The 24,563-nt window shown below is 72.1% G+C and carries 21 protein-coding genes; 17 read left to right on the top strand and 4 right to left on the bottom strand.

What is annotated here, in order from left to right; all coding sequences use genetic code 11:
- Nucleotides 1–244: 244 nt before the first annotated feature.
- The 4 genes from VF289_RS02135 (at nucleotide 245) to gdhA (ending at nucleotide 3,469) form a co-directional block, all read left to right on the top strand.
- Nucleotides 245–1,060, top strand: a complete 816-nt coding sequence (locus VF289_RS02135) for a glycerophosphodiester phosphodiesterase (protein WP_330880621.1) — start codon at nucleotides 245–247, stop codon at nucleotides 1,058–1,060.
- Between the two features lie 176 nt (nucleotides 1,061–1,236).
- Nucleotides 1,237–1,623, top strand: coding sequence for a hypothetical protein (locus VF289_RS02130; RefSeq protein ID WP_330880619.1), 387 nt, complete (start codon nucleotides 1,237–1,239; stop codon nucleotides 1,621–1,623).
- Nucleotides 1,624–1,635: 12 nt separating this feature from the next.
- Nucleotides 1,636–1,842, top strand: coding sequence for a helix-turn-helix transcriptional regulator (locus VF289_RS02125; RefSeq protein WP_330880618.1), 207 nt, complete (start codon nucleotides 1,636–1,638; stop codon nucleotides 1,840–1,842).
- Nucleotides 1,843–2,125: 283 nt separating this feature from the next.
- Nucleotides 2,126–3,469 (top strand): NADP-specific glutamate dehydrogenase, encoded by a 1,344-nt coding sequence (gdhA, locus tag VF289_RS02120; RefSeq protein ID WP_330880616.1) that lies wholly within the window; start codon nucleotides 2,126–2,128, stop codon nucleotides 3,467–3,469.
- A 199-nt stretch (nucleotides 3,470–3,668) separates the two neighbouring features.
- Here the strand turns inward: gdhA and VF289_RS02115 are convergent, their stop codons facing one another.
- The gene (locus tag VF289_RS02115; RefSeq protein WP_330880614.1) at nucleotides 3,669–4,133 is read right to left on the bottom strand and encodes a hypothetical protein; all 465 of its coding nucleotides are present in this window, start codon (nucleotides 4,131–4,133) and stop codon (nucleotides 3,669–3,671) included.
- A 141-nt stretch (nucleotides 4,134–4,274) separates the two neighbouring features.
- Between VF289_RS02115 and VF289_RS02110 the strand changes: the two genes are divergently transcribed.
- On the top strand, nucleotides 4,275–5,726 hold the full coding sequence (locus tag VF289_RS02110) for a hypothetical protein (protein ID WP_330880612.1): 1,452 nt from the start codon (nucleotides 4,275–4,277) through the stop codon (nucleotides 5,724–5,726).
- A gap of 187 nt (nucleotides 5,727–5,913) precedes the next feature.
- Here VF289_RS02110 and VF289_RS02105 read toward each other — a convergent pair whose 3' ends face one another.
- Both VF289_RS02105 and VF289_RS02100 read right to left on the bottom strand, forming a co-directional pair.
- On the bottom strand, nucleotides 5,914–6,702 hold the full coding sequence (locus VF289_RS02105) for a fructosamine kinase family protein (protein WP_330880610.1): 789 nt from the start codon (nucleotides 6,700–6,702) through the stop codon (nucleotides 5,914–5,916).
- Between the two features lie 123 nt (nucleotides 6,703–6,825).
- Nucleotides 6,826–8,064, bottom strand: coding sequence for an aminoglycoside phosphotransferase family protein (locus VF289_RS02100; protein ID WP_330880609.1), 1,239 nt, complete (start codon nucleotides 8,062–8,064; stop codon nucleotides 6,826–6,828).
- Nucleotides 8,065–8,177: 113 nt separating this feature from the next.
- On the opposite strand from VF289_RS02100, the gene VF289_RS02095 reads away from it, so the two are divergent.
- Nucleotides 8,178–9,101: a sulfite exporter TauE/SafE family protein gene (locus VF289_RS02095; RefSeq protein WP_330880608.1), complete on the top strand. Its 924-nt coding sequence runs from the start codon at nucleotides 8,178–8,180 to the stop codon at nucleotides 9,099–9,101.
- A 60-nt stretch (nucleotides 9,102–9,161) separates the two neighbouring features.
- A complete protein-coding gene (locus VF289_RS02090; protein WP_330880606.1) occupies nucleotides 9,162–9,764 on the top strand; it encodes a GNAT family protein in 603 nt (200 codons plus the stop codon).
- A gap of 38 nt (nucleotides 9,765–9,802) precedes the next feature.
- On the opposite strand, the gene hutG is transcribed toward VF289_RS02090, so the two are convergent.
- Nucleotides 9,803–10,822, bottom strand: coding sequence for a formimidoylglutamase (gene hutG, locus VF289_RS02085; protein WP_330880604.1), 1,020 nt, complete (start codon nucleotides 10,820–10,822; stop codon nucleotides 9,803–9,805).
- A gap of 162 nt (nucleotides 10,823–10,984) precedes the next feature.
- Here hutG and VF289_RS02080 point away from each other — a divergent pair, with 162 nt between their 5' ends.
- The 10 genes from VF289_RS02080 to VF289_RS02035 all read left to right on the top strand — a co-directional run bounded on the left by VF289_RS02080 (nucleotide 10,985) and on the right by VF289_RS02035 (nucleotide 24,428).
- Nucleotides 10,985–11,899 (top strand): formate/nitrite transporter family protein, encoded by a 915-nt coding sequence (locus VF289_RS02080; protein ID WP_330880602.1) that lies wholly within the window; start codon nucleotides 10,985–10,987, stop codon nucleotides 11,897–11,899.
- Between the two features lie 102 nt (nucleotides 11,900–12,001).
- Complete coding sequence (locus VF289_RS02075; RefSeq protein WP_330880600.1) at nucleotides 12,002–12,799, top strand: IclR family transcriptional regulator; 798 nt, start codon at nucleotides 12,002–12,004, stop codon at nucleotides 12,797–12,799.
- Between the two features lie 168 nt (nucleotides 12,800–12,967).
- The gene (locus VF289_RS02070; protein ID WP_330880598.1) at nucleotides 12,968–13,507 is read left to right on the top strand and encodes an MOSC domain-containing protein; all 540 of its coding nucleotides are present in this window, start codon (nucleotides 12,968–12,970) and stop codon (nucleotides 13,505–13,507) included.
- A gap of 139 nt (nucleotides 13,508–13,646) precedes the next feature.
- On the top strand, nucleotides 13,647–15,329 hold the full coding sequence (hutU, locus tag VF289_RS02065) for a urocanate hydratase (protein ID WP_330880597.1): 1,683 nt from the start codon (nucleotides 13,647–13,649) through the stop codon (nucleotides 15,327–15,329).
- A gap of 174 nt (nucleotides 15,330–15,503) precedes the next feature.
- Nucleotides 15,504–16,781 carry an amidohydrolase family protein gene (locus VF289_RS02060; protein WP_330880595.1) on the top strand — a complete coding sequence of 426 codons (1,278 nt, stop codon included), beginning with the start codon at nucleotides 15,504–15,506 and terminating at the stop codon, nucleotides 16,779–16,781.
- Between the two features lie 298 nt (nucleotides 16,782–17,079).
- Nucleotides 17,080–18,504, top strand: coding sequence for a YjiH family protein (locus VF289_RS02055; protein ID WP_330880593.1), 1,425 nt, complete (start codon nucleotides 17,080–17,082; stop codon nucleotides 18,502–18,504).
- A 144-nt stretch (nucleotides 18,505–18,648) separates the two neighbouring features.
- Complete coding sequence (hutH, locus tag VF289_RS02050; RefSeq protein ID WP_330880591.1) at nucleotides 18,649–20,232, top strand: histidine ammonia-lyase; 1,584 nt, start codon at nucleotides 18,649–18,651, stop codon at nucleotides 20,230–20,232.
- A gap of 188 nt (nucleotides 20,233–20,420) precedes the next feature.
- Nucleotides 20,421–21,422 carry a TerC family protein gene (locus VF289_RS02045; RefSeq protein ID WP_330880589.1) on the top strand — a complete coding sequence of 334 codons (1,002 nt, stop codon included), beginning with the start codon at nucleotides 20,421–20,423 and terminating at the stop codon, nucleotides 21,420–21,422.
- A 200-nt stretch (nucleotides 21,423–21,622) separates the two neighbouring features.
- Complete coding sequence (locus VF289_RS02040; RefSeq protein WP_330880587.1) at nucleotides 21,623–22,828, top strand: M4 family metallopeptidase; 1,206 nt, start codon at nucleotides 21,623–21,625, stop codon at nucleotides 22,826–22,828.
- 205 nt (nucleotides 22,829–23,033) lie between these two features.
- The gene (locus tag VF289_RS02035; RefSeq protein WP_330880585.1) at nucleotides 23,034–24,428 is read left to right on the top strand and encodes a TerC family protein; all 1,395 of its coding nucleotides are present in this window, start codon (nucleotides 23,034–23,036) and stop codon (nucleotides 24,426–24,428) included.
- The last annotated feature ends 135 nt before the right edge of the window (nucleotides 24,429–24,563 follow it).

Below are 24,563 nucleotides of genomic sequence, written 5' to 3'. Positions count from 1 at the left end.
TGCGGACGTCGGTCGGTGTGCTGTGCTGCTCGCTGTGCTTCATCGGATTCCCCTTCCCGGGCGAGCCGCCCGGACCGGCCCACCGCCAGGCGGGCAGCGCCCCGGCCCGGCGCGACGGACTCCGGCGTGAGGCAGGTCATGCGCGAGGTCCAGCGGATCGTCGCGGCCGCGGCCGGAATCCGTGGTGCGGTGGACCTGTCGTCGTCGGCGCCTCACCGACCGTCCCGTCCCGTTCAGGAGAGTCATGACCTCGCAGTCCGTCCCGCCCGCACAGTCCGTCGATCATGCCGCCCGGTCCCACTCGCCCGATCCGTCGGTCCTGGTCGATCAGCCGGTCCCGGCCGAGCGGTCGCGGCCCGCGATCGTCGGCCACCGCGGCGCCTCGGCCCACGCCCCCGAGAACACGCTCGGCGCCTTCCGGCGAGCGATCGAGGACGGAGCGCAGCTGCTGGAGTGCGACGTGCACCTGAGCGCCGACGGGGAGGTGGTCGTCATGCACGACGAGACGATCGACCGCACCGCCGCCGAGGACTCGCCGCTTGCCACCGGAGCGATCGGTGAGCTCACGAGGGCGCAGCTGGACACCGTGCTGCTGGAGGCGGGGGAGCGCATCCCCTCCCTCGCCGAACTGCTGGAGATGACCACGGTTCCCGTCTTCATCGAGGTCAAGGTCGCTGCCGCCGCGCGAGCCGTCGCCGAGATCCTCTCCGCACTGCCGGAAGGATCCCCGGCCGCCGCCTCCACGGTCATCTCCTTCCATGCCGACGCGCTCGCCGAGATCCGTCGTGCTGCCGGGACGCCCGTCTCCTATCTGGTCTTCCAGGTCGACGAGCAGGCGATCGTGACCGCCCGCGAGCTCGGCGCGGCCGGGATCGGCCCCTCGATCGGCGGGCTCAGCCTGCGCGCGGCCGAGGCCGTGCACGTGGCGGGGTTCGCCGTGAACCCCTGGACGGTCAACTCCGTCGCACAGCTCGAGGTCGCTCTCGCCTGCGACGTCGACACGATCACCACGGACGACCCCGCCTGGCTGCAGCGGGAGCTGGACGTGCGCCTGGGGTGAGCGAGCGGGCTCCGCCCGGCGCGATGCGCACCCGGCGTGTCGGGCGACCTTGACGTCTGCAGTAAAGGGACCGTGACATCACGGTCAAGCACGCTTTACTTTCGAGGGACGGCGATGCCGAGGCTCCGGCCAGGGCGTCGCACTCGCATCGAACCCCATCGAGGGAAGGAGTCGCCATGACCGCCACCGCCCGCACCCGCGCCAACCGGGTCTTCGCCGTCCGGTTCGTCGGAGGTGTCGTCCTGTACGTCGCCAGCCTGGCGCTGACCCAGGTGGCGGAGGCCATCGGCTTCCCGGCCTGGCTCCCCGCACTGCTCGTGCTCCCCGGCGTCGCCCTGATGGCCTGGGCGAACATCGACATGTATCGCAGCGGCGACGAGTTCGAGCGCCGAAAGATCGCCGAGGCGATCCTGCTCGCCTTCGTCGTCTCCACGGCGCTGATCCTCGCCGTGGGCGTGCTGCAGTTCTCCCTGCTGCCGGCGATGAACTGGATCTTCGCCTTCTCGATCCTCATGCTCTCGTGGATCGTGGGGGCCGTCGTCTCCGCCGTCCGGTACCGCTGAGAGGGGCTCGCGATGCGCAACGACCTCAGGGCCCGCCGCGCCGAGCGCCGCTGGTCCCAGGCGGAGCTCGGCACGGCGCTCGGCGTCTCCCGCCAGACGGTGATCGCTCTCGAGAACGACAAGTACGACCCGTCCCTCCCGCTCGCCTTCCGGATCGCGGCCCTCTTCGAATGCACCATCGAGGAGATCTTCACCCCGGACGAGGGCGACCACGCCTGACCCGTTCCTGCGGAGCGTGCCCCGGGAGGTCGCCGTCCATGCATCGTCGAGCACGATCCGGGGGAGGTTCGCGAGGCGGTGCGGCGAACGCTGCGGCGTGACCTGCGCAACAGCCCCGGATCCGCAAAATGCCTGTGCATGCGCGCGACACGGTCCTGCATGTTCACTCGCTGAACGCGCGATGACGTCCCGTCGGCCCTCCGCGTACCCTGGGCGCGCTGTGATCACCGCTTCCGCGGCGACCCCCTCACCTCGGGGGCCCCGGCCCCCTGAAAGGACCGCGATGCTCGACTCGACGCTCCAGGCAACCTACGACCAGGTGCTCCGCCGCAATGCCGGCGAGCCTGAGTTCCACCAGGCAGTCCGGGAGGTGTTCGAGTCGCTGGAGGTCATCCAGGACCGTCATCCGGAGTACCAGGACCACGGGATCCTCATGCGGCTGTGCGAGCCGGAGCGCCAGATCATCTTCCGGGTCCCCTGGGTCGACGACGACGGCATCGTGCAGGTCAACCGCGGCTTCCGCGTCGAGTACAACTCCGCGCTCGGTCCCTACAAGGGCGGGCTGCGCTTCCATCCGAGTGTGAACCTCGGCATCGTGAAGTTCCTCGGTTTCGAGCAGATCTTCAAGAACTCCCTGACCGGCCTTCCCATCGGCGGCGGCAAGGGCGGCTCCGACTTCGATCCGCACGGCCGCAGCGACGGCGAGGTCATGCGCTTCTGCCAGTCCTTCATGACCGAGCTGCACCGCCACATGGGCGAGTACACCGACGTCCCTGCCGGGGACATCGGCGTGGGCGCCCGCGAGATCGGCTACCTCTTCGGCCAGTACAAGCGCCTGACCAACCGCTACGAGGCCGGCACCCTGACGGGCAAGGGCCTGGACTGGGGCGGCTCGCTCGTGCGCAAGGAGGCCACCGGCTACGGCGCGGCGATCTTCGCCGACGAGATGCTCAAGGCCCGGGGCTCCTCCGTGGACGGCCGCCGCGTCGCCGTCTCCGGCTCCGGCAACGTCGCCCTCTACGCGATCGAGAAGATCCGCCAGCTCGGCGGCATCGCCATCACCGCCTCGGACTCCTCCGGCTATGTCGTGGACGAGAACGGGATCGACCTCGAGCTGCTGCAGCAGGTCAAGGAGGTCGAGCGCGGCCGCATCGTCGACTACGCCGAGCGCCGCGGCGACGGTGCCCGCTTCGTCAAGGGCGGCAGCGTCTGGGATGTCCCGGCGGATATCGCGGTGCCCAGTGCGACCCAGAACGAGCTCGACGCCGACGCCGCGCGCACCCTTGTCAAGAACGGCGTCAAGGCCGTCTCCGAGGGCGCGAACATGCCCTGCACCCCGGACGCGGTCGCCGTGCTCCGCGAGGCCGGCGTCGCCTTCGGTCCCGGCAAGGCCGCGAACGCCGGCGGCGTCGCGACCAGCGCGCTCGAGATGCAGCAGAACGCCAGCCGTGACGCGTGGAGCTTCGAGCACACCGAGAACCGCCTGACCGAGATCATGAAGAACATCCACAACACCTGCCTCGAGACCGCCGAGGAGGTGGGTCGCCCCGGCGACTACGCGGTGGGCGCGAACGTGGCCGGCTTCCGCAAGGTGGCCGACGCGATGATCGCCTTCGGCGTCATCTGAGCCGACCCCGATCGGCGTCCCCGCCGGGTGCCGGGTGCCCTGGTGGGTGCCGGGAGGTCCGACAGCCGCCGGAACGACCGAGCCGCCGCCTGCCCGTCACGGGGCGGGCGGCGGCTCGGTCGTTCCGGCCTCGGGGGGCGGCCCGGGGAGCTGCCTGCGCGCCCCGGTGTCCGCACTCCGGCGTCCCATCCCGACGCACTCACTCCACCGTCACGTCGATCTCGAGCGGCGCGACCCGGTCCTCGTGCGGCCGCTGCTCGCAGTCCTCGGTGATGGCGGTGCGATAGCAGTACTGGATCCGCACCGTCGAGGTGCCGGGCGCGAGGCCGGTCAGCTCGACGGCATAGGGGAGCTCGCCGCCGGCCTCCGGTCTGTCACGGCGCTCCCTGACTCCGAACACCTCGCTGTTCATGACCACGCGCGCCTCGAGCGTGCCCTCCTGCGCCTGCGGGAGCACTCCCCAGTCGTCGCCGACCCCTGGGGACCAGGAGCCGAGGTCCACCTGGACGGTCTCCCCGGCCTCGATCGTCACGTCCTCGGTGCCTCGGGGGAGCGGATCCGGCTCCAGCAGGTAGCAGCCGCTCAGCGCGAGCAGCGCGCCGAGGGCCGCGAGCGGGCGAGCCGGCCGGCGCCTTGGTTCCCGAGACGTGTCCTGCCTCGTCATGTCGACCCCCTCGGCCCCTGCATCGGCGACCCCTCGCCGTGTGCGCTCGAGGCATCCTGGCGGCGGCAGGTGTGATCCAGTGCACCTCTGCGGGGTCGAGAATGATTCTCGACAACTGCTAGTCTTCCTCGCATGATGCAGATGAGAACCCTTATCGTAAAGCGGCGCGCCGTCGCCCTCCTCGGCGCGGGCGTGCTCGCGCTCACCGCCTGCGGCGGCTCGAGCAGCGGGGACGCCGACGCCTCCTCCGACGGCGGGGGTGCGGAGGCGGCTCCGGCCTCCGACCGCACCGAGGTCGGGGCGCTCAGCCCCCGGATCGTCCTCGCGCACGAGGGCGGGGTGACCACCCTCGACTCGGCCGACGGCGCCACGCTCGGTGCCGCCGAGCTCGAGGGCTATGTGCGCCTGAACCCGGCCGGCGACGGCCGGCACGTCGCCGTCAGCGCTTCCGACGCGATCACCATGTACGACACGGGCCTGCTCGCCCAGGGCCACGGCGACCACTTCCACTACTACGTGCAGGAGCCCGCCCTCACCGACCTCTCCGTCGAGGCCCCGCATCCGGGCCATGTGGTGCCCCACGGCGACCGCACCGCACTGTTCGCCGACGGCACCGGGGCGATCACCCTGATCGACCCCACAGCCCTGGCGGAGGGAGACCTCGGGGTGCTCGAGGAGACCGCGACCGAGGACCCCCACCACGGGGTGGCGGTGCCGCTGTCCGACGGCGGACTGCTGACCACCCAGGGCACCGAGGACGCCCGCAGCACCGTCCAGGTCCTCGACGCCGACGGGAACGTCACTGCCGAGACAGATGACTGCCCCGGTGTGCACGGCGAGGCCGCCGCGCAGTCGACGGAGAGCGGGGACGTGATCAGCCTGGGCTGCGAGAACGGCTCCGTGGTCTACCGCGACGGCGAGTTCCACAAGGTCGAGATCGAGGGCGATTACCAGCGCTCCGGCAACCAGAAGGGCCACGAGGACTCCCCGATCGTGCTCGCGGACCACAAGGTTGAGGCGGAGCCCGCCGGCGGCATCGAGCGGCCCACGGAGATCGCGCTGATCGACACCCGCGATGCCTCCCAGCAGATCGTCGACCTGGGGTCGGAGTACTGGTTCCGCTCCCTGGACCGCGGCCCCGACGGCGAGGCCCTGGTCCTCACCACCGACGGCGAGCTGAACATCCTGGATCCCGAGACCGGCGAGATGCTCCACGAGGTCCCCGTGACCGAGGAATGGACCGAGCCCGACCAGTGGCAGCAGGCCGCGCCGATGATGGCCGTCGCCGACGGCACCGCCTTCGTCGTGGATCCGCAGGCGCAGAAGCTCGTCATGGTCGATGTCGCCAGCGGCGAGACCTACCGCGAGCTCGAGCTGCCCGTCGTCCCGCACGAGATCCAGGTGACCACCGGCACCGCCTCGGGGGAGTACGAGGTCGCCCCCGGGGCGGACAGCTCCGACTCGGACAGCTCCGACGAGGGTGACGACCACGAGGGCCATGACCATGAGGGTGATGACCACGAGGGCGAGGGCCACGACCACGACGCCGAGCCCTCCGACGGGGGCGGCGACCACGAGGGCCACGACCACTGACCCACGCGGCTCAGCCTGCTGAGTCCTGATCGGCCTCCCACGGGCCCACCTCGACCCCGGCCCCGCCCTCGACGCCTGACTTCAGGCCGAAGAGGGCGGGGCCGGGGTCGTCCCGGCTCGGCGGCGGTCCGCACGAGTCCGGAAGCGGCTCCCGCGCGTCGCCGTCGGCCCCGTGAGCCCGGCGGGGTCAGAACCCCAGCTGATCCGCCCGGTCGATGATCGCCGCCGCAGCGGCGATGGTCTGGTCCACATAGGCCTCGCCGAACACGCGCACGTGCCCGAGCAGGCCGAAGATCTGATGGGCGGGCAGGTCCTGCTCCCAGTCGCCGGGCAGCGGGTGCTCGGCCTCGTAGCCCTCGAAGATCTCCTCGAGGAAGGGCGCCCCGAACAGGGAGAGCATCGCGAGGTCCTCGAGCCGGTGCCCGCCGTGGGCGGCCGGGTCGATCAGCGTCGCGCCATCTGCGGTCCACAGCAGGTTGCCGGACCACAGGTCGCCGTGGACGCGGGCCGGCGCCTCCTCGCCCTGGCCGCTGACCCCGTCGAAGGCGCCGTCGGCGATGAGGTCGATCGCCTCGTCCACGGTGTCGTGGCCATCGGCGCCGAGGGTGCGGGTGACGTGGTCGGCCAGCGGTCGCAGGCGGTCCTCGGCCCAGTAGTGGGCGAAGTCCTCGCGCGGGCTGCTCGCGACCGCGAAGGGGCTCTCGAGCGGACCGAACCAGGCGGTGTCGGCCGGGGTCCATCCGAAGCCCGCTGCGCCGGCGTCGTGCAGCCGGGCCAGACCCTGCCCCAGCGCGCGGGCGGCGGCCGCCGTCGGCTCCACCGCCTCCAGTCGCGCCAGGTGCAGCGCGTCCTTCTCCTCGTCGAGCACCTCGACCACGGGCACGACCTGCGGTTCGGCGAGCCAGCGCAGGCCGGCCGCCTCCGCGGCGATGTGTCCCTTGGGGGCGTTCTCGGCGTTCTTCACGTAGTCACTCATGGGCCCACCGTACGCAGAGACCGTGCCGGCGGCGCCACCTGCCGTGGTGCGCGGCACGATCCCCGGGGGATCCCGGGGGCTCGGCCTCCGCACCAGAGGGCTCGGCCCCTGTCGTCGCGAGAGTCAGTCCGGGACGCCGAGCGTAGCGGCGAGGGTGCCGCGCAGCCTCGGAAGCACCCTCCGGTGCGAGGCCCGGGTGGCGGCGCGCGAGGCGATGTGGACCAGCATCGCGGAGCGCTCGTAGGCGGTCCAGGCCCGCATGCGCTCCCGCAGCGAGGGCAGGTCCGCGACCGAGGCGGGCACCTCGCCGTGCTCCCCGCGGGCCTGCACGTAGGCGCCGACGAAGGCGGACACCCCGTCCTCGTCCAGCGGCACGTACCAGGGCCCGCCGTGGACGGCGCCTCCGAGGATTGCGAGGTCCCGGGCAGGATCGTCGCCCTGGGCCCATTCGAAGTCGATGTACTGCACCCGCGGCAGGCCGGTCTCGTCGTCCCGGCCGTTCCAGAGGATGTTCGTCGCGCACAGGTCCCCGTGGGCGAGCACGAAGCCGTCCAGCTGGACCATCTGCTCCTCGATCCCTGCGACCAGGTCGACAGCGGCCTCGAGCAGCGGCGAGAGCCCGTGCTCGTCGATCACGGCGCCGTGCGCCGCCCGCCAGGAGGCCACCTCCTCGTCGACCTCGGGCAGCAGGTGCTGCGGGCCGGGGGCGACGGCTGCCCAGGGATCCGCTCCGAGCGTCACCGGCCCCCGCCCGGGCGCGGCCACGGCATGCAGGCGGGCGAGGTGCTGGGCATGAGCGCGCAGGTGCGCGCCGGTCCAGGTCGCCGGGGCGGCGGCGGTGCCGGGGATCTCGCTGGTCACCACATACGGGTGACCGAGGGGGCTGTTCTCGGGGTCGTCGTGGACGGCGATCGGCTCCGGGCCCACCTCGGCGGGCAGCAGCGTGAGAGCCGCGATCTCGTGGGCGAGGTCCTGGTGCAGCTCCTCGGCGGTGACGTGAGGGATCCGCACGATCACCGGGGAGTTCTCCTGCGGGGTCACCCGCCAGGCGGCGAAGCGCTCGCCGACGCCGGCCAGCGCCACCCGGGCCCGACCGGAGAGGGAGGCGGGCAGCACGGACCGGTGCAGGCCGGGAAGCCGCACGGGCGAGGCGTCCTCGCGCAGCGGCAGCACCAGGGTGCCGGTGCGCCAGGCCTCGACCAGCAGCTCCCCCATCGCGGGGGAGGCGGGATCCGGCGGGGCGGCACGGTCCAGCAGCGCGGCATCGTCCCGCGGCGCGGCGGTATCCCGGAGCGCGGCAGGATCCGGGTGCCCGCCAGGATCCGGGAGCGCCGGGGAGTGCTCGTTCTGAGGGGGAGGCATCGTCGCTCCTGTCCGTGGGGTCTCCGATGCTATCGGGGGTGCGGTCGCTACGATGGGGCGGCGCCCCTCGACGCCCTGCCCCGCCGCACCTCCCGCCACGAAAGCCGCCGCCCATGGAGATGATCCTGATCGCCGTCGTCGTCGGGCTCGGTGTGGGGATCGTGGTCGGTGCGCTCGGTGCCGGCGGCGGCATCCTCGCGGTGCCGGTGCTGGTGTTCCTGCTGGGCATGCCCGCCCATTCCGCGACCGCCTCCAGCCTGATCATCGTGCTGATCACGGCGCTGGCCAGCCTGCCCCACCACGCCCGCCAGAGGAACGTGGAGTGGAAGAACGGCATCGTCTTCGCCGGGGTCTCCGTGGTCGGGGCCGTGATCGGCTCCCGACTCTCCGCGGTGGTCCCCGCCCCCGTGCTGCTCACCCTCTTCGGCGCGCTGCTGGTCGCCGTCGCGATCGCGATGCTGCGCCGCGCACTGCGCACCCGTGCCGAGGAGCGGGCCGAGGCCGCCGCCCACGGCAGCGCCGCCGAGGCCTCCTCGTCGGAGCCGATCGGGATGCACGACGACCCGGTGCTGGACCAGCCCGGTCCCGACACCGTCGAATCGGCCGACGGGATCCGGCGCCATCACGGCGAAGCCGAGCTTCCCACCACCCCGGCGCGCGCTCCCTCCCCACGCCTTCCGCTGGTGATCGCCGCAGCGACCCTCACCGGCTTCCTCACCGGCTTCTTCGGCGTGGGCGGAGGGTTCATCGTGGTGCCGATGCTGGTGATCGCGCTGGGTCTGGCGATGCGCCGCGCCTCCGGCACGAGCCTGCTGGTCATGGTCATCGCCACCTCCGCCAGCCTGCTCGCCCGCCTCGGCACCGACGTGCAGATCGACTGGGCGACCACGCTGATCTTCGCCGCCGGCTCCGCGGTGGGCGGCGTGCTCGGCGGCCCCCTCTCGGGCAGGGCACGGCCGTCCACGCTCACCCTCATCTTCAGCGTGCTGCTGGGGGGCGTGGCGGCTGTGACACTGGTCCAGACGCTGCTGCTCTGACCCTGAGCGGCAGGGCAGGTATGCATCGGTGCGGCGGCGGCCTCTGCCAGGATGAGCCTCATGCCGACGACCGCGCGAGACGCCGCCCCCTCCGGCGGGCCGGTGCGCCCCGACCAGGTCACGCTCACCCTGCTCGCTGCAGAGGATGCGCTCGCGCTGCTCGAGCTCGAGATCCGCAACCGTGAACAGCTGCTGGTCGGCGCCCCGGCCAGAGAGGACGACTGGTTCACCGAGGCAGGACAGCGCGCCGCGATCGCCGCCGCCGTCGCCGACCGGGAGGACGGTCGCAGCCTGCCGCTCACCATCCGGCTCGAGGAGCGGGGCACGACCCGGATCGTCGGCCGGCTGAACCTCTCCGGCATCACCCGAGGCGCGTTCCAGTCGACATCCCTCGGCTACTGGGTCGACCACGCCGCCACCGGTCGCGGCGTGGCGACGCATGCGGTGCGCACCGCGATCGCAGCGGCCTTCGGCGGTCTGGGCCTGCACCGGATCCAGGCGGAGGTGCAGGTCGACAATGACGCCTCGGTGCACGTGCTCCAGAAGTGCGGGTTCGCCGAGTACGGCCTCGCCCCGTCGTACCTGCGCCTCGGCGGGGACTGGGCGGACTGCCGCCTGTTCCAGCTGGTCGATTCCCGCTGGCAGCCGGAGCAGGGCGCCTGACGGGCAGCTCGGCGTCGTCCCGTCCCTGGCGGGAGGGCTCAGACGCCGCCGTCGGCGACCGCGCGCACCGCATCGTGGATGAGGCGGGCGGCGGCGCGGGCCGTGCGGCCGTCGATGTCCAGGGAGGGGTTCAGCTCGACCACGTCCAGCAGGGTGAGCTTCCCGCTGGCGGCCGCCGCGCGCACGGCCGCGGCGATCAGGGGCAGCGGCACGCCGTAGGCGGCCGGGGCCGAGACGCCGGGGGCGGTCGCGGCGGGCAGCACGTCGAGGTCGATGGTCAGGTAGAGGATGTCCAGCTCCGCGGTGAACTCCTCGACGAAGCGTGTGATCCCCTCGGTGCCCGCGGTGAGGCACTGCTCGTCGGTCCACCACCGCACCCCGAGCCGCTCGGCCGCTGCGAAGAGCGCCCCGGTGTTCGAGGGCTCCGCGATGCCGAGCACCGCGTAGCGCAGCTCGCGCCCCACTTTCTGCTCGGCCGCGGCCATCTGGGCGAACGGGGTCCCGGAGGTGGGGCGCGGCTCCTCGCGCAGATCGAAGTGCGCGTCGAGGTTCAGCACCCCCCAGCGCTGCCCGGCCCGCGGTCCCAGCCCCGAGCCGAGCAGGCCGAGGTACGACGACCAGGCGGTCTCGTGCCCGCCGCCGAGCACCACCGCCATCCGTGACCCGGCCCGGTCCAGGGCGGCGGAGGTGAGGGCCGCGGCCGCGGCCTGCCCGCCCTCGAGGTCCTCCCCGACGGTCTCCGCATCCCCCAGATCGTGCAGACCCACCGCGCCCTCGGCGAGCGGTCCGTGCAGGGCGAGAGGTGCGAGGGCGCGGCGCAGCGCCGCTGGCCCGTCGGCCGCCCCGATCCGGCCGCGATTGCGGCGCACGCCCTCCTCGGAGCGGAAGCCGAGCAGGCTCACGTGGTCGGAGGCGGGATCCACCGCGACATCCCCGGGGCCTTCGGCCGGCTGGACCGACTGGACCGGCTGGACCACCTGGTGCCAGCGTGCGTGCTCGGGCCCGTCGCCGTCGTGCCGCCCGGTCCAGGCGGAGCGGCTGTCGGGGGAGTGCGGCATCGGAGTCTCCTCGTCGGGGCGCCCAAGGGGTAGGTTCGCCCATCATGGCACTCGGTCCTGCCGGTCGATTCCGGCAGGGGCGAGCATGAGTCCGGTGCACCGGACGCCAGCGGCCCGACAGCCCTGTGCACCAGCCCTGCGCCACCGATCGAGGGAGACCCGATGACCCAGCGACAGCCGCAGCGACGGCAGCAGCGGCAGCAGGAACGGCACCAGCAGCGGAACGGCCAGGCGCAGGAGCGCAGGCAGCTCGGCAGCAGCGATGAGCCCGTCGAGGACGCCCTGGTGGGGGAGTTCGAGAACACGGTCACCGAGGGCGCGAACCGTTTGAACCGCACCTGGCGTGCCCTGATCATCACCGGGCTGTTCGGCGGGATCGACGTGGGTCTGGGCCTGCTGGCGATGCTCGCGGTGCTGGATGCGACGGGGTCGAAGCTGCTCGGCGGTCTCGCCTTCGGCATCGGCCTGTATGCGCTGCGGCTCGCCCACTCGGAGCTGTTCACGGAGGACTTCCTGGTCCCGATCAACGCGATCGTCGCCGGGCACGGGACCTGGTGGCAGCTGCTGCGGCTGTGGGGGACGACCCTGGTCACCAACCTCGCCGGAGGCTGGGCGTTCACCTGGGTGGTGGTGGCGGCCTTCCCCCAGTTCGACGACGAGCTGTTCGAGGCCTCCACGAGCTACATGGAGAAGGGGCTGACCCTCGAGACGGCGGCCCTCGCGATCCTCGCCGGGTTCACGATCACCCTGGTCACCCGCATGAACCAGGGCTCGAAAGAAGGGATCGCCACACTGGCGAACGCCCTCATCTCGGGCCTGCTGGTGGTGGGCCTGGGGATGCTCCACGGGGCGCTGAGCTCGGCGGTGATCTTCGGGGCGATGCATGCCGGCGCCGAGGCCACGTACCTCGAATGGCTGATCTGGTTCGCCTGGGTGATCCCGCTGAACATGGCCGGCGGCCTGGTGATGCTCACCCTCCCGCGCCTGGTCCGCACCTGGGAGCTGGTCACCGAGGAGCGTGACGCTCAGCGCGAGCGGCGTCGCTCGTCGGCCGAGGACGAGCCCGCCGCCGGCTGAGGCGCCGCCGCGCAGCCCGTCGGCCGCCGCAGCCCACCGCCGGCTGAGCCGCCGCCGCATCACCCGCGGGCCGGGCGCGCCGCGATGGCATCCTTGGTCCTCATGACCACCCCGAAGGTTCCGGCGGCCGATGCGACGCTGCGTCTGCTGACCCTGCTCGCCTCGCGACGCTCCCCGGTGCCCGCCGCACGGCTCGCCGAGGAGCTGGGTCTGCCCCGCTCGCGCACCTACGATCTGCTCTCCACCCTCGTCGAGCACGGCTACGTCATGCACCTGGAGCAGGAGCGGCTGTACGGGCTGGGTCCTGCCGCGCACGAGCTCTCCGGCGCCTACCTGCGCCAGGAGCCGCTGGCCCGGATCGGCCGGCGCGTCATCGAGGCGATGGTCGACGAGGTGGGGGAGTCCGGACATCTCGCCGTGCTCCACGGCCGCGACGTGCTCTACGTGATCGAGGAGCGTGCCCGGAACCGGCCGAGCCTGGTCACCGACGTGGGCGTGCGCATCCCCTCGCATCTCACCGCGAGCGGCCGGGCGATCCTCGCCGAGCTGCCGCCTGCCCAGCTGCGTGCGCTCTATGGCCACGCCGCGGACTTCACCGCCCGCACCGAGGCCACCGGCCCCTCCCGCCCCAAGGAGCTGCGCGAGCTGCTGGTGGGGGTGCGCGCCGAGGGGATCGCCCGCGAGCAGGGCGAGGTCACCGAGGAGCTCGCCTCCGTGGCGGCCGTGGTGAGGGACCACGCGGGCTGGCCCACGGCGGCGGTGGCGCTGACCTTCGTGGAACGGGACGTGGACCAGGAGCGCCGGGAGCGCTGCGCGCAGGCCGTGCGGCGAGCGGCCGACGAGATCACCCGCCGCCTGCGCGGGCGGCCGGCGGAGGAGCGCGCAGGGGAACGGCGATGACGGAGCAGCCGCTCGGGGACTTCGTGACGAGGGAGGGTGGGGCCCGCCGTCCGGCCCACCGACACCGCCCGTCCGACAGCCCGGCCCGCCGCTCGGCTCGCCGCTCGGCACCCCGCGACCGGCCGTCGGGGGCTGTCGCCCGTGGCTCCGCTCTGGAAGGATCGCAGCATGAACCCCACCGTCGTCTCGGTCCACGTCAGCGCTGAGCACAGCTTCAGCAAGTCCCCGGCGGACTCGATCGAGCTCCTGGAGGGGATCGGCGTGCGCGGGGACGCGCATGCCGGGGTCACGGTCAAGCACCGCAGCCGTGTGGCGCGGGATCCCGATCAGCCCAACCTCCGCCAGGTGCACCTGATCCACCAGGAGCTCTTCACGCACCTGGCCGAGCAGGGACACGAGGTCGCTCCGGGGGAGCTGGGGGAGAACATCACCACCGCCGGCGTGGACCTGCTCGACCTGCCCGTCGGGGCCCGGCTGCGGATCGGGGAGGCGGTGGTCGTGGTGACGGGGCTGCGCAACCCCTGCCAGCAGATCGAGGCCTTCCAGCCGGGCCTGCTGCGCCGGGTCCTGCCGAAGGATGACTCGGGCGAGGTCCACCGCCTCACAGGGGTGATGGGGATCGTCGCCCGGGGCGGGGTGGTCCGACCGTCGGACCCGATCTCGCTCGAGCTGCCGCCGCCGCCGCGCCACCCGCTCACCCGGGTGTAGCCGCCGGCCCCTCGGTGCGGACCGCGGACTCCCCGAGTCCGGGATACCGGACAGCTTGGGCTGCGACCCCCTCGACCCGCGGTCGCGCCGGTGGTGTCCTGTCAAGAGCCCCCGCAGCCCCCGACCCCAGGAGCCAGAGATGTCCCTCCCCGGAGCCCGCCCCGTCCGCGCCGCCCGCGGCACCACCCTCAGCGCCAAGTCCTGGCAGACCGAGGCGCCGCTGCGCATGCTCATGAACAACCTCGACCCCGAGGTCGCCGAGCGCCCCGATGACCTCGTGGTCTACGGCGGCACCGGCCGCGCCGCCCGTTCCTGGGAGGCCTTTGACGCGATCGTCGAGACCCTCGAGGACCTCGAGGACGACGAGACCCTGCTGGTCCAGTCCGGCAAGCCCGTCGGCGTGCTGCGCACCCACGAATGGGCCCCGCGCGTGCTGCTGGCCAACTCCAACCTCGTCGGCGACTGGGCCACCTGGCCCGAGTTCCGCAGGCTCGAGGCCGAGGGCCTGATGATGTACGGCCAGATGACCGCCGGATCCTGGATCTACATCGCGACCCAGGGCATCCTCCAGGGCACCTACGAGACCTTCGCGGCCGTGGCCCAGAAGCGCTTCGGCGGCACGCTGGCCGGCACGATCACCCTCACCGGAGGCTGCGGCGGCATGGGCGGCGCGCAGCCGCTCGCCGTCACCCTCAACGACGGCGTGTGCCTGATCGTGGACGTGGACCGCACCCGCCTCGAGCGCCGCGTCGCCAAGCGCTACTGCCACGAGATCGCCGAGGACCTCGACGACGCGATCGCCCGCGCGAACGCCGCGAAGGCCGAGAAGCGCGGCCTGTCGATCGGCATCGTCGGCAACGCGGCCGACGTCTTCCCCGCGCTGCTCGAGCGGCACAGGGCCGGTGACCTGCACATCGACGTGGTCACCGACCAGACCTCCGCCCATGACCCGCTGAGCTACCTCCCCTCGGAGATCACCGTCGAGGACTGGCAGCGCGAGGCCGCGGCCGACGAGGAGGGCTTCACCAAGAAGTCCCGCGAGTCCATGGCCCGCCAGGTCCAGGCCATGGTCGAGTTCCAGGACGCGGGCGCCGAGGTGTTCGACTACGGCAACTCGATCCGCGACGAGGCCCGCCACGCCGGCTACGACCGCGCCTTCGAGTTCCCCGGCTTCGTCCCCGCCTATATCCGGCCCCTCTTCTGCGAGGGCCTCGGGCCCTTCCGCTGGGTCGCGCTCTCCGGTGACCCCGAGGACATCGCGGTCACCGATGCGGCGCTCAAGGGGCTCTTCCCCGAGAACGAGCACCTGCACCGCTGGCTCGACGCGGCGGACGAGTTCGTCGAGTTCGAGGGCCTGCCTGCACGCATCTGCTGGCTCGGCTACGGCGAGCGCCACAAGGCCGGCATGCTCTTCAACGACCTGGTGCGCGACGGGAAGGTCAAGGCTCCGATCGTCATCGGCCGCGACCACCTCGACTCCGGCTCCGTCGCCTCCCCGTACCGCGAGACCGAGTCCATGCTCGACGGCTCCGACGCGATCGCCGACTGGCCGCTGCTGAACGCGCTGACCTCCACCTCCTCGGGCGCCACCTGGGTCTCGATCCACCACGGCGGCGGCGTGGGCATCGGCCGCTCGATCCATGCCGGCCAGGTGGGGGTCGCCGACGGCACCGAGCTCGCCCGGCAGAAGCTCGAGCGCCTGCTCACCAACGACCCCGCCATGGGCGTGCTCCGCCACGTCGACGCCGGCTACTCCCGGGCCGACGAGGTCGCCCACGAGCGCGGCGTGCGCGTGCCGATGACGCCGGTGCGGCGGGACTGATCCAGTTCGCCCGGAGCCGGCTCGGGCGTCGGACCGGCTCCGGGCATGCTCCCCCTGCCTTCACCCCTCGCTCCACCCTCACCCTCTCGCCCCACCCTCACACCCCGCCCTCACCCCCTCGCTCCACCCTCACACCCCGCCCACTCTCATTCCTCGCCCGCAGGAGGCCCCGGCATGACGAGCACTGTGTTCACCGGCATCAGCGAGCTGTGGACCCTCGATCCCTCCCTGGACGACCCCGCTCGTCCGGGCGCGACGACCGACGAGCAGATGCGCCGCGACGCCGCCCTGGTCATCGAGGACGGACACATCGCCTGGACCGGCCCCGCCGCCGAGGCGCCGTCGGCCGACGAAGCCGTCGACCTGGGCGGCCGGGCCGTGCTGCCCGGCTGGGTCGACTCCCACTCCCATCTCGTCTTCGATGGCGACCGCGCCGCCGAGTTCGAGGCCCGCATGGCCGGTGAGTCCTACAGCGCGGGCGGCATCGGGGTCACCACCGACGCCACCCGCGCCGCCTCCGACGAGCACCTGGACTTCCTGGTGCGCGGCCGGATCGCGGAGGCCGTCGCCGGGGGCACCACCACGCTCGAGACCAAGACCGGCTACGGCCTCACGCTCGAGCACGAAATGCAGGCCGCCGAGCTGCTGTCCGCACTGATCGCTGACGGCGATCTCGACGAGGCGACCTTCCTCGGCGCCCACCTCGTTCCGCGCGAGTTCGACGGGAAGGACGGTCGCCCCTGCGCCGGCGACTACGTGGACCTGGTCAGCGGAGAGATGCTCGCCTCCGTCGCTCCGTACGTGCGCTGGATCGACGTCTTCTGCGAAGAGGGCGCCTTCGATGCCGAGCAGTCGGAGCAGGTGCTGCGCGCCGGCGCCGCCGCAGGTCTCGGGCTGCGGGTGCACGGCAACCAGCTGGGCCGCTCCGGCGGGGTCGCGCTCGCCGTGAAGCTCGGCGCCGCGAGCGTCGACCACGTCAACCACCTGGGCGCCTCCGACGTCGAAGCGCTCGCCGCGACCGCCTCCCGCGCGACCGCCCCCGGGGACGGGCCCGGCCGGCTCGCCGTGGATGCCGGGCCGACGGTCGCCACCGTGCTGCCGGCCTGCGACCTCTCCACCCGTGCCCCGCTGGCCCCGGCCCGGGAGCTGCTCGATGCCGGAGCCACCCTCGCGATCGCCTCCAACTGCAACCCCGGCACCAGCTACACCAGCGCCATGAGCTTCTGCGTCACCACCGCGGTGCTGCAGATGCACCTCTCGCTCGCCGAGGCGATCCGCGCCGCGACCCGTGGCGGGGCGCTCGCCCTGCGCCGCACCGACGTGGGCCACCTCGGGATCGGCGCCCGCGCCGACCTCCACGTGCTCGACGCCCCCGCCGCCATCCACCTCGCCTACCGGCCCGGCATGCCGCTCACCCACCAGGTGTGGCGGACCGGGACCCGTCGGGCCTGAGCCCTGCCGGCCCGCCCCGGGATCCCCGCCCCGACCTCACCTCCGCCTCGACTCCCGCCCCGACCCTCGCCTCCATCCCACTCTGATCCCGGCCCCCGCCCTCACCTCCACTCCGGCCCCGGCCCCCGCCTCCACCCCCACGATTGCGCCGTTCTCCACCAGTTCTGAGCCCGAAGTGGCTGAGAATCAAGCAATCCCGGCACCGCCGGGCCCGGTCCGGGCCGGCGCGGTCTGGCCCGACCCGCGGACCCCGCCTCCGATCCGCAGCCCCCGCCTCCGACTTGAAAGGACGATCTCGATGATGACGACGTCCGACGCCGTGCACGACCCTGACCGTGAAGGCTCCCGCACGCGCTCCGAGCGGCAGCTCTTCGAGAGCTCCGCCGCCGGTCGCGCCGGCTCCGTGATCGGAGTCGACGGCACCGAGCGCGCTGTCCCGCCCCACCGCTGGCGCTTCTTCGTCTACAGCGCCATCGGCCTCGCGATGTTCTTCGTGTCCCTCGAGATCGGCGGCACGTCCACGATCCTCGTGGACCACGCGCTGAGCTTCGTGATGTGGGTGCTCGGCGCCGCGGTGCCCTGGGTGGTGGTGGCCCTGGTCGCCTTCGGCACGCTGCGCCCCTTCCTCACCGGCAGCTGGAGGAACGGCGCGCTGCGCACCGTCTTCGCCTTCGCGAACATCGTGGGCCTCGCCGTCGCGGTGTGCGCGGCGGCCGGGTACTACCCGGGGCCTCTCGCGAACCCCGACATCGGGCCCTTCCTGTGGGAGAAGCTCGGGATCCCCGTCGGCCTCATCGTCCCCGTCGGCGCCGTGTTCCTCGCCTTGCTGATCAACTACGGGCTGATGGAGTTCATCGGCGTGCTGGTCCAGCCGATCATGCGCCCCGTGTGGAAGGTGCCCGGCCGCGCCGCGGTCGATGCCGTCGCCTCCTTCGTCGGCTCCTACTCCCTCGCGCTGCTGATCACCGACCGGGTCTACCGCGAGGGCCGGTACACGGGCAAGGAGGCCGCGATCATCGCCACCGGCTTCTCCACCGTCTCGGCGACCTTCATGGTCATCGTGGCCAGCACCCTGGACCTCATGGAGCACTGGACGCTCTACTTCTTCCTCACCTTCGCGATCACCTTCGCGGTCACCGCGATCACGGTGCGGATCCCCCCGCTCAGCCGCGTGCCCGACGAGCCCTTCGAGGGCGCGGAGCACACTCCCGAGCCGGCCTCGTCGGGCAACCGCTTCGCCCAGGCCTGGGACGAGGCGATGCGCGCGCTCGCGATCGCCCCGGGCGTGGTCAAGGGCAGCTGGGCGACCTTCAAGGACGGCGTGCTGATGGCCGCCGCGATCGTCCCGTCGATCCTCTCGATCGGCCTGGCCGGGCTGCTGCTGGCCACCTACACGCCCGTGTTCGACCTGCTCGGCTGGCTGTTCGTGCCCATCGCGTGGCTGGTCCAGCTGCCGGATCCGGCCCTCGCCGGCAAGGCGGTCGCGGTGGGCATCGCCGAGATGTTCCTGCCGGCCACGGTGGTCGCCGGCCACGAGTCCGTGGTGCTGCGCTTCACCGTGGGCGTCACCGCCGTCTCCCAGATCGTGTTCTTCTCCGCCCTGGTCCCCTCGATCCTGGCCACGAAGATCCCCGTGAACGTGGGCCAGCTGGTGGTGCTCTGGTTCATCCGGGTGGTGCTGACCATCGCGATCACCGCCCCGCTCGCGCACCTGCTGCTGTAGCCCGCCTGCCCTGCCTGCTCGCCGGCCGCTCGTACCCCGACGATTGCTTGGTTCTGAGCCAGAACCGGGCCCGGAGTGGTTCAGATCCACGCAATAGCCGGGAGCGGTGGCCTCGTCCCCGCACGTCTCCCCGAAAGGACCCCCATGACCAGCTCACCCACCGGCCCCGCCGGCACCGCCGGCCCCGCGAGCCCCGTCACTCTCGCGAGCTCCGGCCTCACTGCCGCCGAGGTCCTCGCCGTGGCCCGCCACCGCGCCCGCATCGAGCTCGATCCCGCCGCCCGGGAGCAGGTCGCCGCGGTGCGGGACCACATCGACGCACTTGCGGCCCCCGGCCATGCCCCGGTGTACGGGGTCTCCACCGGGTTCGGCGCGCTCGCCGACACCGCGATCCCGCCGTCCATGCGCCACGCCCTGCAGCGCTCCCTGATCCGCTCCCACGCCGCCGGCGCCGGTCCCGAGGTGGAGACCGAGGTGGTGCGCGCCCTGATGCTGCTGCGCGCCCGCACCCTCGCCTCCGGCCGCACCGGCGTGCGCCCCGTCGTGGTCGAGACGATCCTCGCCCTGCTGAACGCACAGATCACCCCGATCGTCCACGAGTACGGCTCGCTGGGCTGCTCGGGCGACCTCGCCCCGCTCTCCCACTGCGCGATCGTGCTGATGGGGGAGGGGCGCGCCCGCGACCGCGACGGCGTGGAGCGCCCCGTGCCCGAGCTGCTCGCCGACGCGGGCATCGAGCCGGTGCTGCTCGAGGAGAAGGAGGGTCTGGCGCTGATCAACGGCACCGACGGCATGCTCGGCATGCTGCTGATGGCCATCGCCGACCTCGATGACCTGGTGCGCACCGCGGACCTCACCACCGCCCTGTCCGTGCAGGGCCTGCGCGGACGCGACTCCGTGTTCCGGCCCGAGCTGCACGCCCCGCTGCGACCGCACCCCGGCCAGGAGGCCTCGGCCGCGAACATCTTCGCCCTGCTCGCGGACTCGCCGATCATCGCCGACGTCGCCGCCGAGGGCTCCCGCGTGCAGGACGCCTACTCGCTGCGCTGCGCCCCGCAGGTCGCCGGCGGTGTGCGCGACACCATCGAGCACGCTCGCACCGTCGCCGAGCGCGAGCTCGCCGCCGCGATCGACAACCCCGTCGTGCTCGAGGACGGCACCGTCACCTCCAACGGCAACTTCCACGGCGCCCCGGTCGCCTACGTGCTGGACTTCCTCGCCGTGGTCGGCGCTGACCTCGCCTCGATCGCCGAGCGCCGCACCGACCGGATGCTCGACAAGTCCCGCTCCCACGGGCTGCCGCCCTTCCTGGCCGACGACCCCGGCGTGGACTCCGGCTTCATGATCGCCCAGTACACCCAGGCCGGGCTGGTCTCGGAGATGAAGCGTCTCGCGGTGCCCGCGAGCGTGGACTCGATCCCCTCCTCCGCGATGCAGGAGGACCACGTCTCGATGGGCTGGCATGCCGCCCGCAAGCTGCGCACGAGCGTGGAGAACCTGCGCCGGGTGCTCGCGATCGAGCTGCTCACCGCCGCCCGCGCGATCGACCTGCGGGCACCGCTGGCCCCGTCGGCCGCGAGCGCCGCCGCGATCGCCGTGCTGCGCGAGAGCGTCGAAGGTCCTGGCCCGGACCGCTTCCTGGCCCCGGACATCGCCGAGGCCGAGGCGCGGCTGCTGGACGGGACCGTGCTGGCGGCGGTCGAGGAGGTCGCCGGGCGCCTGCGGTGAGCGGGACCTCACCGCACGCGGTCGGGTGCGGAGGCGGGGCGGCGGAGTAACCTGACAGGCGCAGTCCGCTGGGGCCCGGTCGTCGGGCCCGGTTCCGGATCCCCGGGCGCCGACACAGCGGGCGGCCATCCCCACCCCCGCCCTCCGCCCGGGAGCTCCTCCTCCCGGCGCCCGCTGAAAGTAGTCCCATGGGAGAACTCCACCTCGGCTTCGAGATCGCGGCTCTCGTCGTGCTCTGCGCCATCCTCGTGGCAGACCTGCTGATCGTCCTCAAGCGCCCGCACCTGCCCTCCATGAAGGAGTGCGCGGCGTGGATCGGCTTCTACGTGGGCCTCGCGCTGGTCTTCGCGGTGGTGCTGTTCTTCGTGGGCGGCATGAAGCCCGCCTCCGAGTTCGTCACCGGCTGGATGCTCGAGTACTCCCTGAGCATCGACAACCTCTTCGTCTTCATCATCATCATGGCGAAGTTCGGCGTGCCCCGGAAGTACCAGCAGGAAGCGCTGATGGTGGGCATCATCATCGCGCTCATCGCGCGCGGGCTGTTCATCCTCGCGGGTTCGGTGATCATCGAGAACTTCACCGCCGTCTTCTACGTCTTCGGCATCTTCCTGCTGTGGACGGCGTGGAAGCAGGCCTTCGAGGAGGAGGACGACGGCTCCGACTCGTTCATCATGCGCACGGTGCGGAAGGTCTTCCCGGTCTCCGAGCAGTACGACGGCAACAAGCTCCGCACCGTCGTGGACGGCAGGAAGGTCTTCACCCCGATGCTGCTGGTGTTCATCACCCTCGGCATCACGGACGTCATGTTCGCCCTGGACTCGATCCCGGCGATCTTCGGCGTGACCCGCAACCCGTTCCTCGTCTTCACCGCGAACATCTTCGCCCTGATGGGCCTGCGCCAGCTGTACTTCCTGCTCGGCGGACTGCTGGAGCGGCTGGCCTACCTGCACTACGGCATCGCCGCGATCCTCGGCTTCATCGGCGTGAAGCTGCTGATCCACGCGATCCACGAGGCGCCGCTGGGCTTCATCCCCGGCTTCGACGTGCTGCAACGGATCCCCGAGGTGCCGATCTGGCTCTCGCTGGCGTTCATCGTGGTCGCGATGGGCACCGCGGTGCTGGCCTCGATCATCGCCGCGAACCGGGGGGAGATGCGCGAGTCCGAGGAGCGCACGCCCAGCGGGCGCTGACAGGGCGCAACCGGAGCGGCAGGCGCGCCGCACGTCCTGACTGCTCCCCAGGGCCCGACGCGCCGCTCCCTCCCGGGGCCGCGCTAGGGCCCCGTCCGACGCGCCGCTCCCTCCGGGGGTCGGTGCTGGGGCTCCCGCCCGACGGGGGCTCCCGCTCGAGGGGTTTCTCGCCCGTCGGCCCCCGGGTCCATAGTGGAGCCATGGACACCGGACGAGACCCCCGTCACACCCGCTCCCGCGGCGGCCCCTGCGGGATCATCCCCCCGCACCTCCTGCAGCAGATCGCCCGCGCGGAAGCCAGCCCCCAGGCCGACGCCGCGGCGCGCACCCTCGCCGTCGGCCACCGGGTGGCACGCGCCCGGGAGGTCCGGGCGGAGCGCACCAGCCGCACGGGGATCCCCGGGCAGGTCACGGGACTGATCCCGCCCCACCTGCAGCAGAGGCTGCGCGGCCCGGCTCCCGCGAGCGAGTCCCTCCGGGGCGAGGCGGCCCAGGTGGCCCAGGCGGCCTCCGTGCAGCGCAGCATCCACGACGCCCAGCAGGGCACCGAGCTGCCGGGCGTGCTGGTGCGGCAGGAGGGTCAGGGGCCCTCCGGGGACGAGTCCGTGGATGAGGCCTACGACGGTCTCGGCGCCACCTGGGAGCTCTACCACCAGGCCTTTTCCCGTGATTCCCTGGACGATGCCGGCATGGGCCTGATCGCCACGGTGCACTACGGGCAGGACTTCCAGAACGCCTTCTGGGATGGCGAGCAGATGATCTTCGGCGACGGCGACGGGGTGTACTTCCAGTCCTTCACCAATGCCGTGGACGTCATCGGCCACGAGCTCACCCACGGGGTCGTCCAGTTCACCGCCGGGCTGATCTACCTCGCCCAGCCCGGGGCGCTGCACGAGTCGATCGCGGACTGCTTCGGGGCGATGGTGAAGCAGCGCCTGCTGGGCCAGAGCGCCGACGAGGCCGACTGGCTGATCGGAGCGGGCCTGTTCACCGATCGCGTCCAGGGCGTCGCACTGAGATCGATGAAAGCCCCCGGCACCGCCTACGACGACCCGGTCCTGGGAAAGGATCCCCAGCCGGCGTCGATGGACGAGTACGCGGACCTCCCGCACGACGAGCAGAACGACAACGGCGGCGTGCACATCAACTCCGGGATCCCCAATCGTGCCTTCCAGCTGGCCGCCACCGGGATCGGCGGCGCCTCCTGGGAGGGTGCCGGACCGCTCTGGTACGAGGCGCTCACCCGCCCCGACCTGACCAAGGACGCCGACTTCGCGACCTTCGCTGCAGCGACCCTGGAGGCCGCGGCCACCCGCCACGGTGAGGGCTCCGCCCAGCAGGAATCCGTCGCGGCGGCCTGGCGGACGGTCGGGGTGCTCGGCGACGGCGTCACCGCGACGGGGTGACCCGGGTGGACGTGAGTCCTCTCGCAGCTTCTTCTCATCAGCCGGGGACGCCTCTGTACACTGATCCACGGCAACGGGGGAGTATCCGCCGCGCTGTGCACGTCATCACGGGGACCGTCATCGGTCCCCCGGGCGCAGCGGCCCGTCGGAGCGAGCGACGGGTGGAGAGACCCGGGTCCTCTTCGCGACCCAGGAAAGCAGGAACATGACCGTCTCTCCCCTCATCTGGATTCTCACCATCGTGGGTGTCCTCGGCCTTCTGGCCTTCGACTACTTCTTCCACGTGCGCAAGGCGCACATCCCCACGATCCGCGAGGCGGCCATCTGGTCCGCCATCTACGTCGGCATCGCACTCCTGTTCGGCGTCGGCGTGCTCATCTTCGGCGGCAGCACGATGGGCACCGAGTACTTCGCCGGCTATGTCACCGAGAAGGCGCTCTCGGTGGACAACCTCTTCGTCTTCCTCGTGATCATCGGTGCCTTCGCGGTGCCCCGCGAGGACCAGCAGAAGGTGCTGCTGTTCGGCATCACCTTCGCGATCATCGCCCGCTCGGGCATGATCGCGATCGGCGCCGCCGCGATCGACGCCTTCGCCGCGGTCTTCTACCTCTTCGGTGCGATCCTGCTGATCACGGCGGCGAAGATGATCTTCGACGAGCTGAAGGGCGAGGACGACGGCGAGGAGGAGAAGGAGGGCTTCTTCGTCCGCGTCGTCAAGCGGTACCTGCCCGCGACCGACGAGTACGACGGCGACAAGTTCTTCACCATCGAGAACGGCAAGCGCGTCCTCACCCCGATGCTGCTGGTCATGATCGCGATCGGCGCGACCGACATCCTGTTCGCGCTCGACTCGATCCCCGCCATCTTCGGCCTCACCCAGAACACCTACATCGTGTTCACCGCGACGGTGTTCTCGCTGCTGGGCCTGCGTCAGCTGTACTTCCTCATCGACGGCCTGCTGGACCGCCTGGTGTACCTCTCCTACGGGCTCTCGATCATCCTCGCCTTCATCGGCGTGAAGCTCGTCGTCCACGCCCTGCACGAGAACGAGGTGGGCTTCATCAACGGCGGCGAGCCGGTGCACGCGATCCCGGAGATCACCACCTCCCTGTCGCTCAGCGTCATCATCGGCGTCCTGACCGTCACGATCCTCGCCTCCCTGCTCTCCCCCAAGGGTCGGGCCCAGGCCGCTGTGAACAACGCGCATCAGGAGGCGCAGGCCTACATCGAGATGACCTACTCCTCCTTCGAGAAGAAGCGCGATGCGATGTACGACCGCATGATCGCGCACGAGAAGATCATCGACGGCCTCCCGGCGAAGTACGAGGACATGGTCGTCGCGGAGAAGAACGTGCGCGAGCTCCTCACGGACGCGCACAGGCTCCACGATCAGCGCATCGCGTTCAACGACCGCGGCGAGCGCTCCGATGAGCAGCCCGAGGGGCTCACGGTCACTCGCGCGGACGGCACGGTGGCGACCGACCCGAGCGGCAACGTCGTCACGGTCGCCGCGGAGGAGGAGCTGCTCGCGAAGAAGGAAGCCAAGCGGCGCGAGCGCGAGCAGGCCCGGGCGGACCACGCCGCGGCTCGCAGCAGCTGACCTGACCGGACCTGTCGTCCGACGGCGCCCCCTGCTACGGCGGGGGGCGCCGTCGTGCTGGCTCGGCTTGCTGTGCCCCGAGTGCGGGGCGATGCCCGACGAGGAGGGCTCCGGGGACCCGGAGCGACCGTGCTG

Source organism: Brachybacterium sp. (genome assembly GCF_036379615.1).
GTDB lineage: Bacteria > Actinomycetota > Actinomycetes > Actinomycetales > Dermabacteraceae > Brachybacterium.
Note: the sequence above shows the minus strand (reverse complement) of the source record. Positions and strands in the feature narration are given on the sequence as shown.

What these genes read in the sequence shown, in the direction of transcription:
- VF289_RS02080 (WP_330880602.1), top strand. Translation starts at nt 10,985, where the DNA reads ATGACCCAGCGACAGCCGCAGCGACGGCAGCAGCGGCAGCAGGAACGG.
- VF289_RS02090 (WP_330880606.1), top strand. Translation starts at nt 9,162, where the DNA reads ATGCCGACGACCGCGCGAGACGCCGCCCCCTCCGGCGGGCCGGTGCGC.
- VF289_RS02045 (WP_330880589.1), top strand. Translation starts at nt 20,421, where the DNA reads ATGGGAGAACTCCACCTCGGCTTCGAGATCGCGGCTCTCGTCGTGCTC.
- VF289_RS02105 (WP_330880610.1), bottom strand. Translation starts at nt 6,702, where the DNA reads ATGAGTGACTACGTGAAGAACGCCGAGAACGCCCCCAAGGGACACATC.
- VF289_RS02070 (WP_330880598.1), top strand. Translation starts at nt 12,968, where the DNA reads ATGAACCCCACCGTCGTCTCGGTCCACGTCAGCGCTGAGCACAGCTTC.
- VF289_RS02075 (WP_330880600.1), top strand. Translation starts at nt 12,002, where the DNA reads ATGACCACCCCGAAGGTTCCGGCGGCCGATGCGACGCTGCGTCTGCTG.
- hutG (WP_330880604.1), bottom strand. Translation starts at nt 10,822, where the DNA reads ATGCCGCACTCCCCCGACAGCCGCTCCGCCTGGACCGGGCGGCACGAC.
- VF289_RS02130 (WP_330880619.1), top strand. Translation starts at nt 1,237, where the DNA reads ATGACCGCCACCGCCCGCACCCGCGCCAACCGGGTCTTCGCCGTCCGG.
- VF289_RS02110 (WP_330880612.1), top strand. Translation starts at nt 4,275, where the DNA reads ATGAGAACCCTTATCGTAAAGCGGCGCGCCGTCGCCCTCCTCGGCGCG.
- hutU (WP_330880597.1), top strand. Translation starts at nt 13,647, where the DNA reads ATGTCCCTCCCCGGAGCCCGCCCCGTCCGCGCCGCCCGCGGCACCACC.
- VF289_RS02135 (WP_330880621.1), top strand. Translation starts at nt 245, where the DNA reads ATGACCTCGCAGTCCGTCCCGCCCGCACAGTCCGTCGATCATGCCGCC.
- VF289_RS02035 (WP_330880585.1), top strand. Translation starts at nt 23,034, where the DNA reads ATGACCGTCTCTCCCCTCATCTGGATTCTCACCATCGTGGGTGTCCTC.
- VF289_RS02100 (WP_330880609.1), bottom strand. Translation starts at nt 8,064, where the DNA reads ATGCCTCCCCCTCAGAACGAGCACTCCCCGGCGCTCCCGGATCCTGGC.
- VF289_RS02060 (WP_330880595.1), top strand. Translation starts at nt 15,504, where the DNA reads ATGACGAGCACTGTGTTCACCGGCATCAGCGAGCTGTGGACCCTCGAT.
- gdhA (WP_330880616.1), top strand. Translation starts at nt 2,126, where the DNA reads ATGCTCGACTCGACGCTCCAGGCAACCTACGACCAGGTGCTCCGCCGC.
- VF289_RS02125 (WP_330880618.1), top strand. Translation starts at nt 1,636, where the DNA reads ATGCGCAACGACCTCAGGGCCCGCCGCGCCGAGCGCCGCTGGTCCCAG.
- VF289_RS02040 (WP_330880587.1), top strand. Translation starts at nt 21,623, where the DNA reads ATGGACACCGGACGAGACCCCCGTCACACCCGCTCCCGCGGCGGCCCC.
- hutH (WP_330880591.1), top strand. Translation starts at nt 18,649, where the DNA reads ATGACCAGCTCACCCACCGGCCCCGCCGGCACCGCCGGCCCCGCGAGC.
- VF289_RS02095 (WP_330880608.1), top strand. Translation starts at nt 8,178, where the DNA reads ATGGAGATGATCCTGATCGCCGTCGTCGTCGGGCTCGGTGTGGGGATC.
- VF289_RS02115 (WP_330880614.1), bottom strand. Translation starts at nt 4,133, where the DNA reads ATGACGAGGCAGGACACGTCTCGGGAACCAAGGCGCCGGCCGGCTCGC.
- VF289_RS02055 (WP_330880593.1), top strand. Translation starts at nt 17,080, where the DNA reads ATGATGACGACGTCCGACGCCGTGCACGACCCTGACCGTGAAGGCTCC.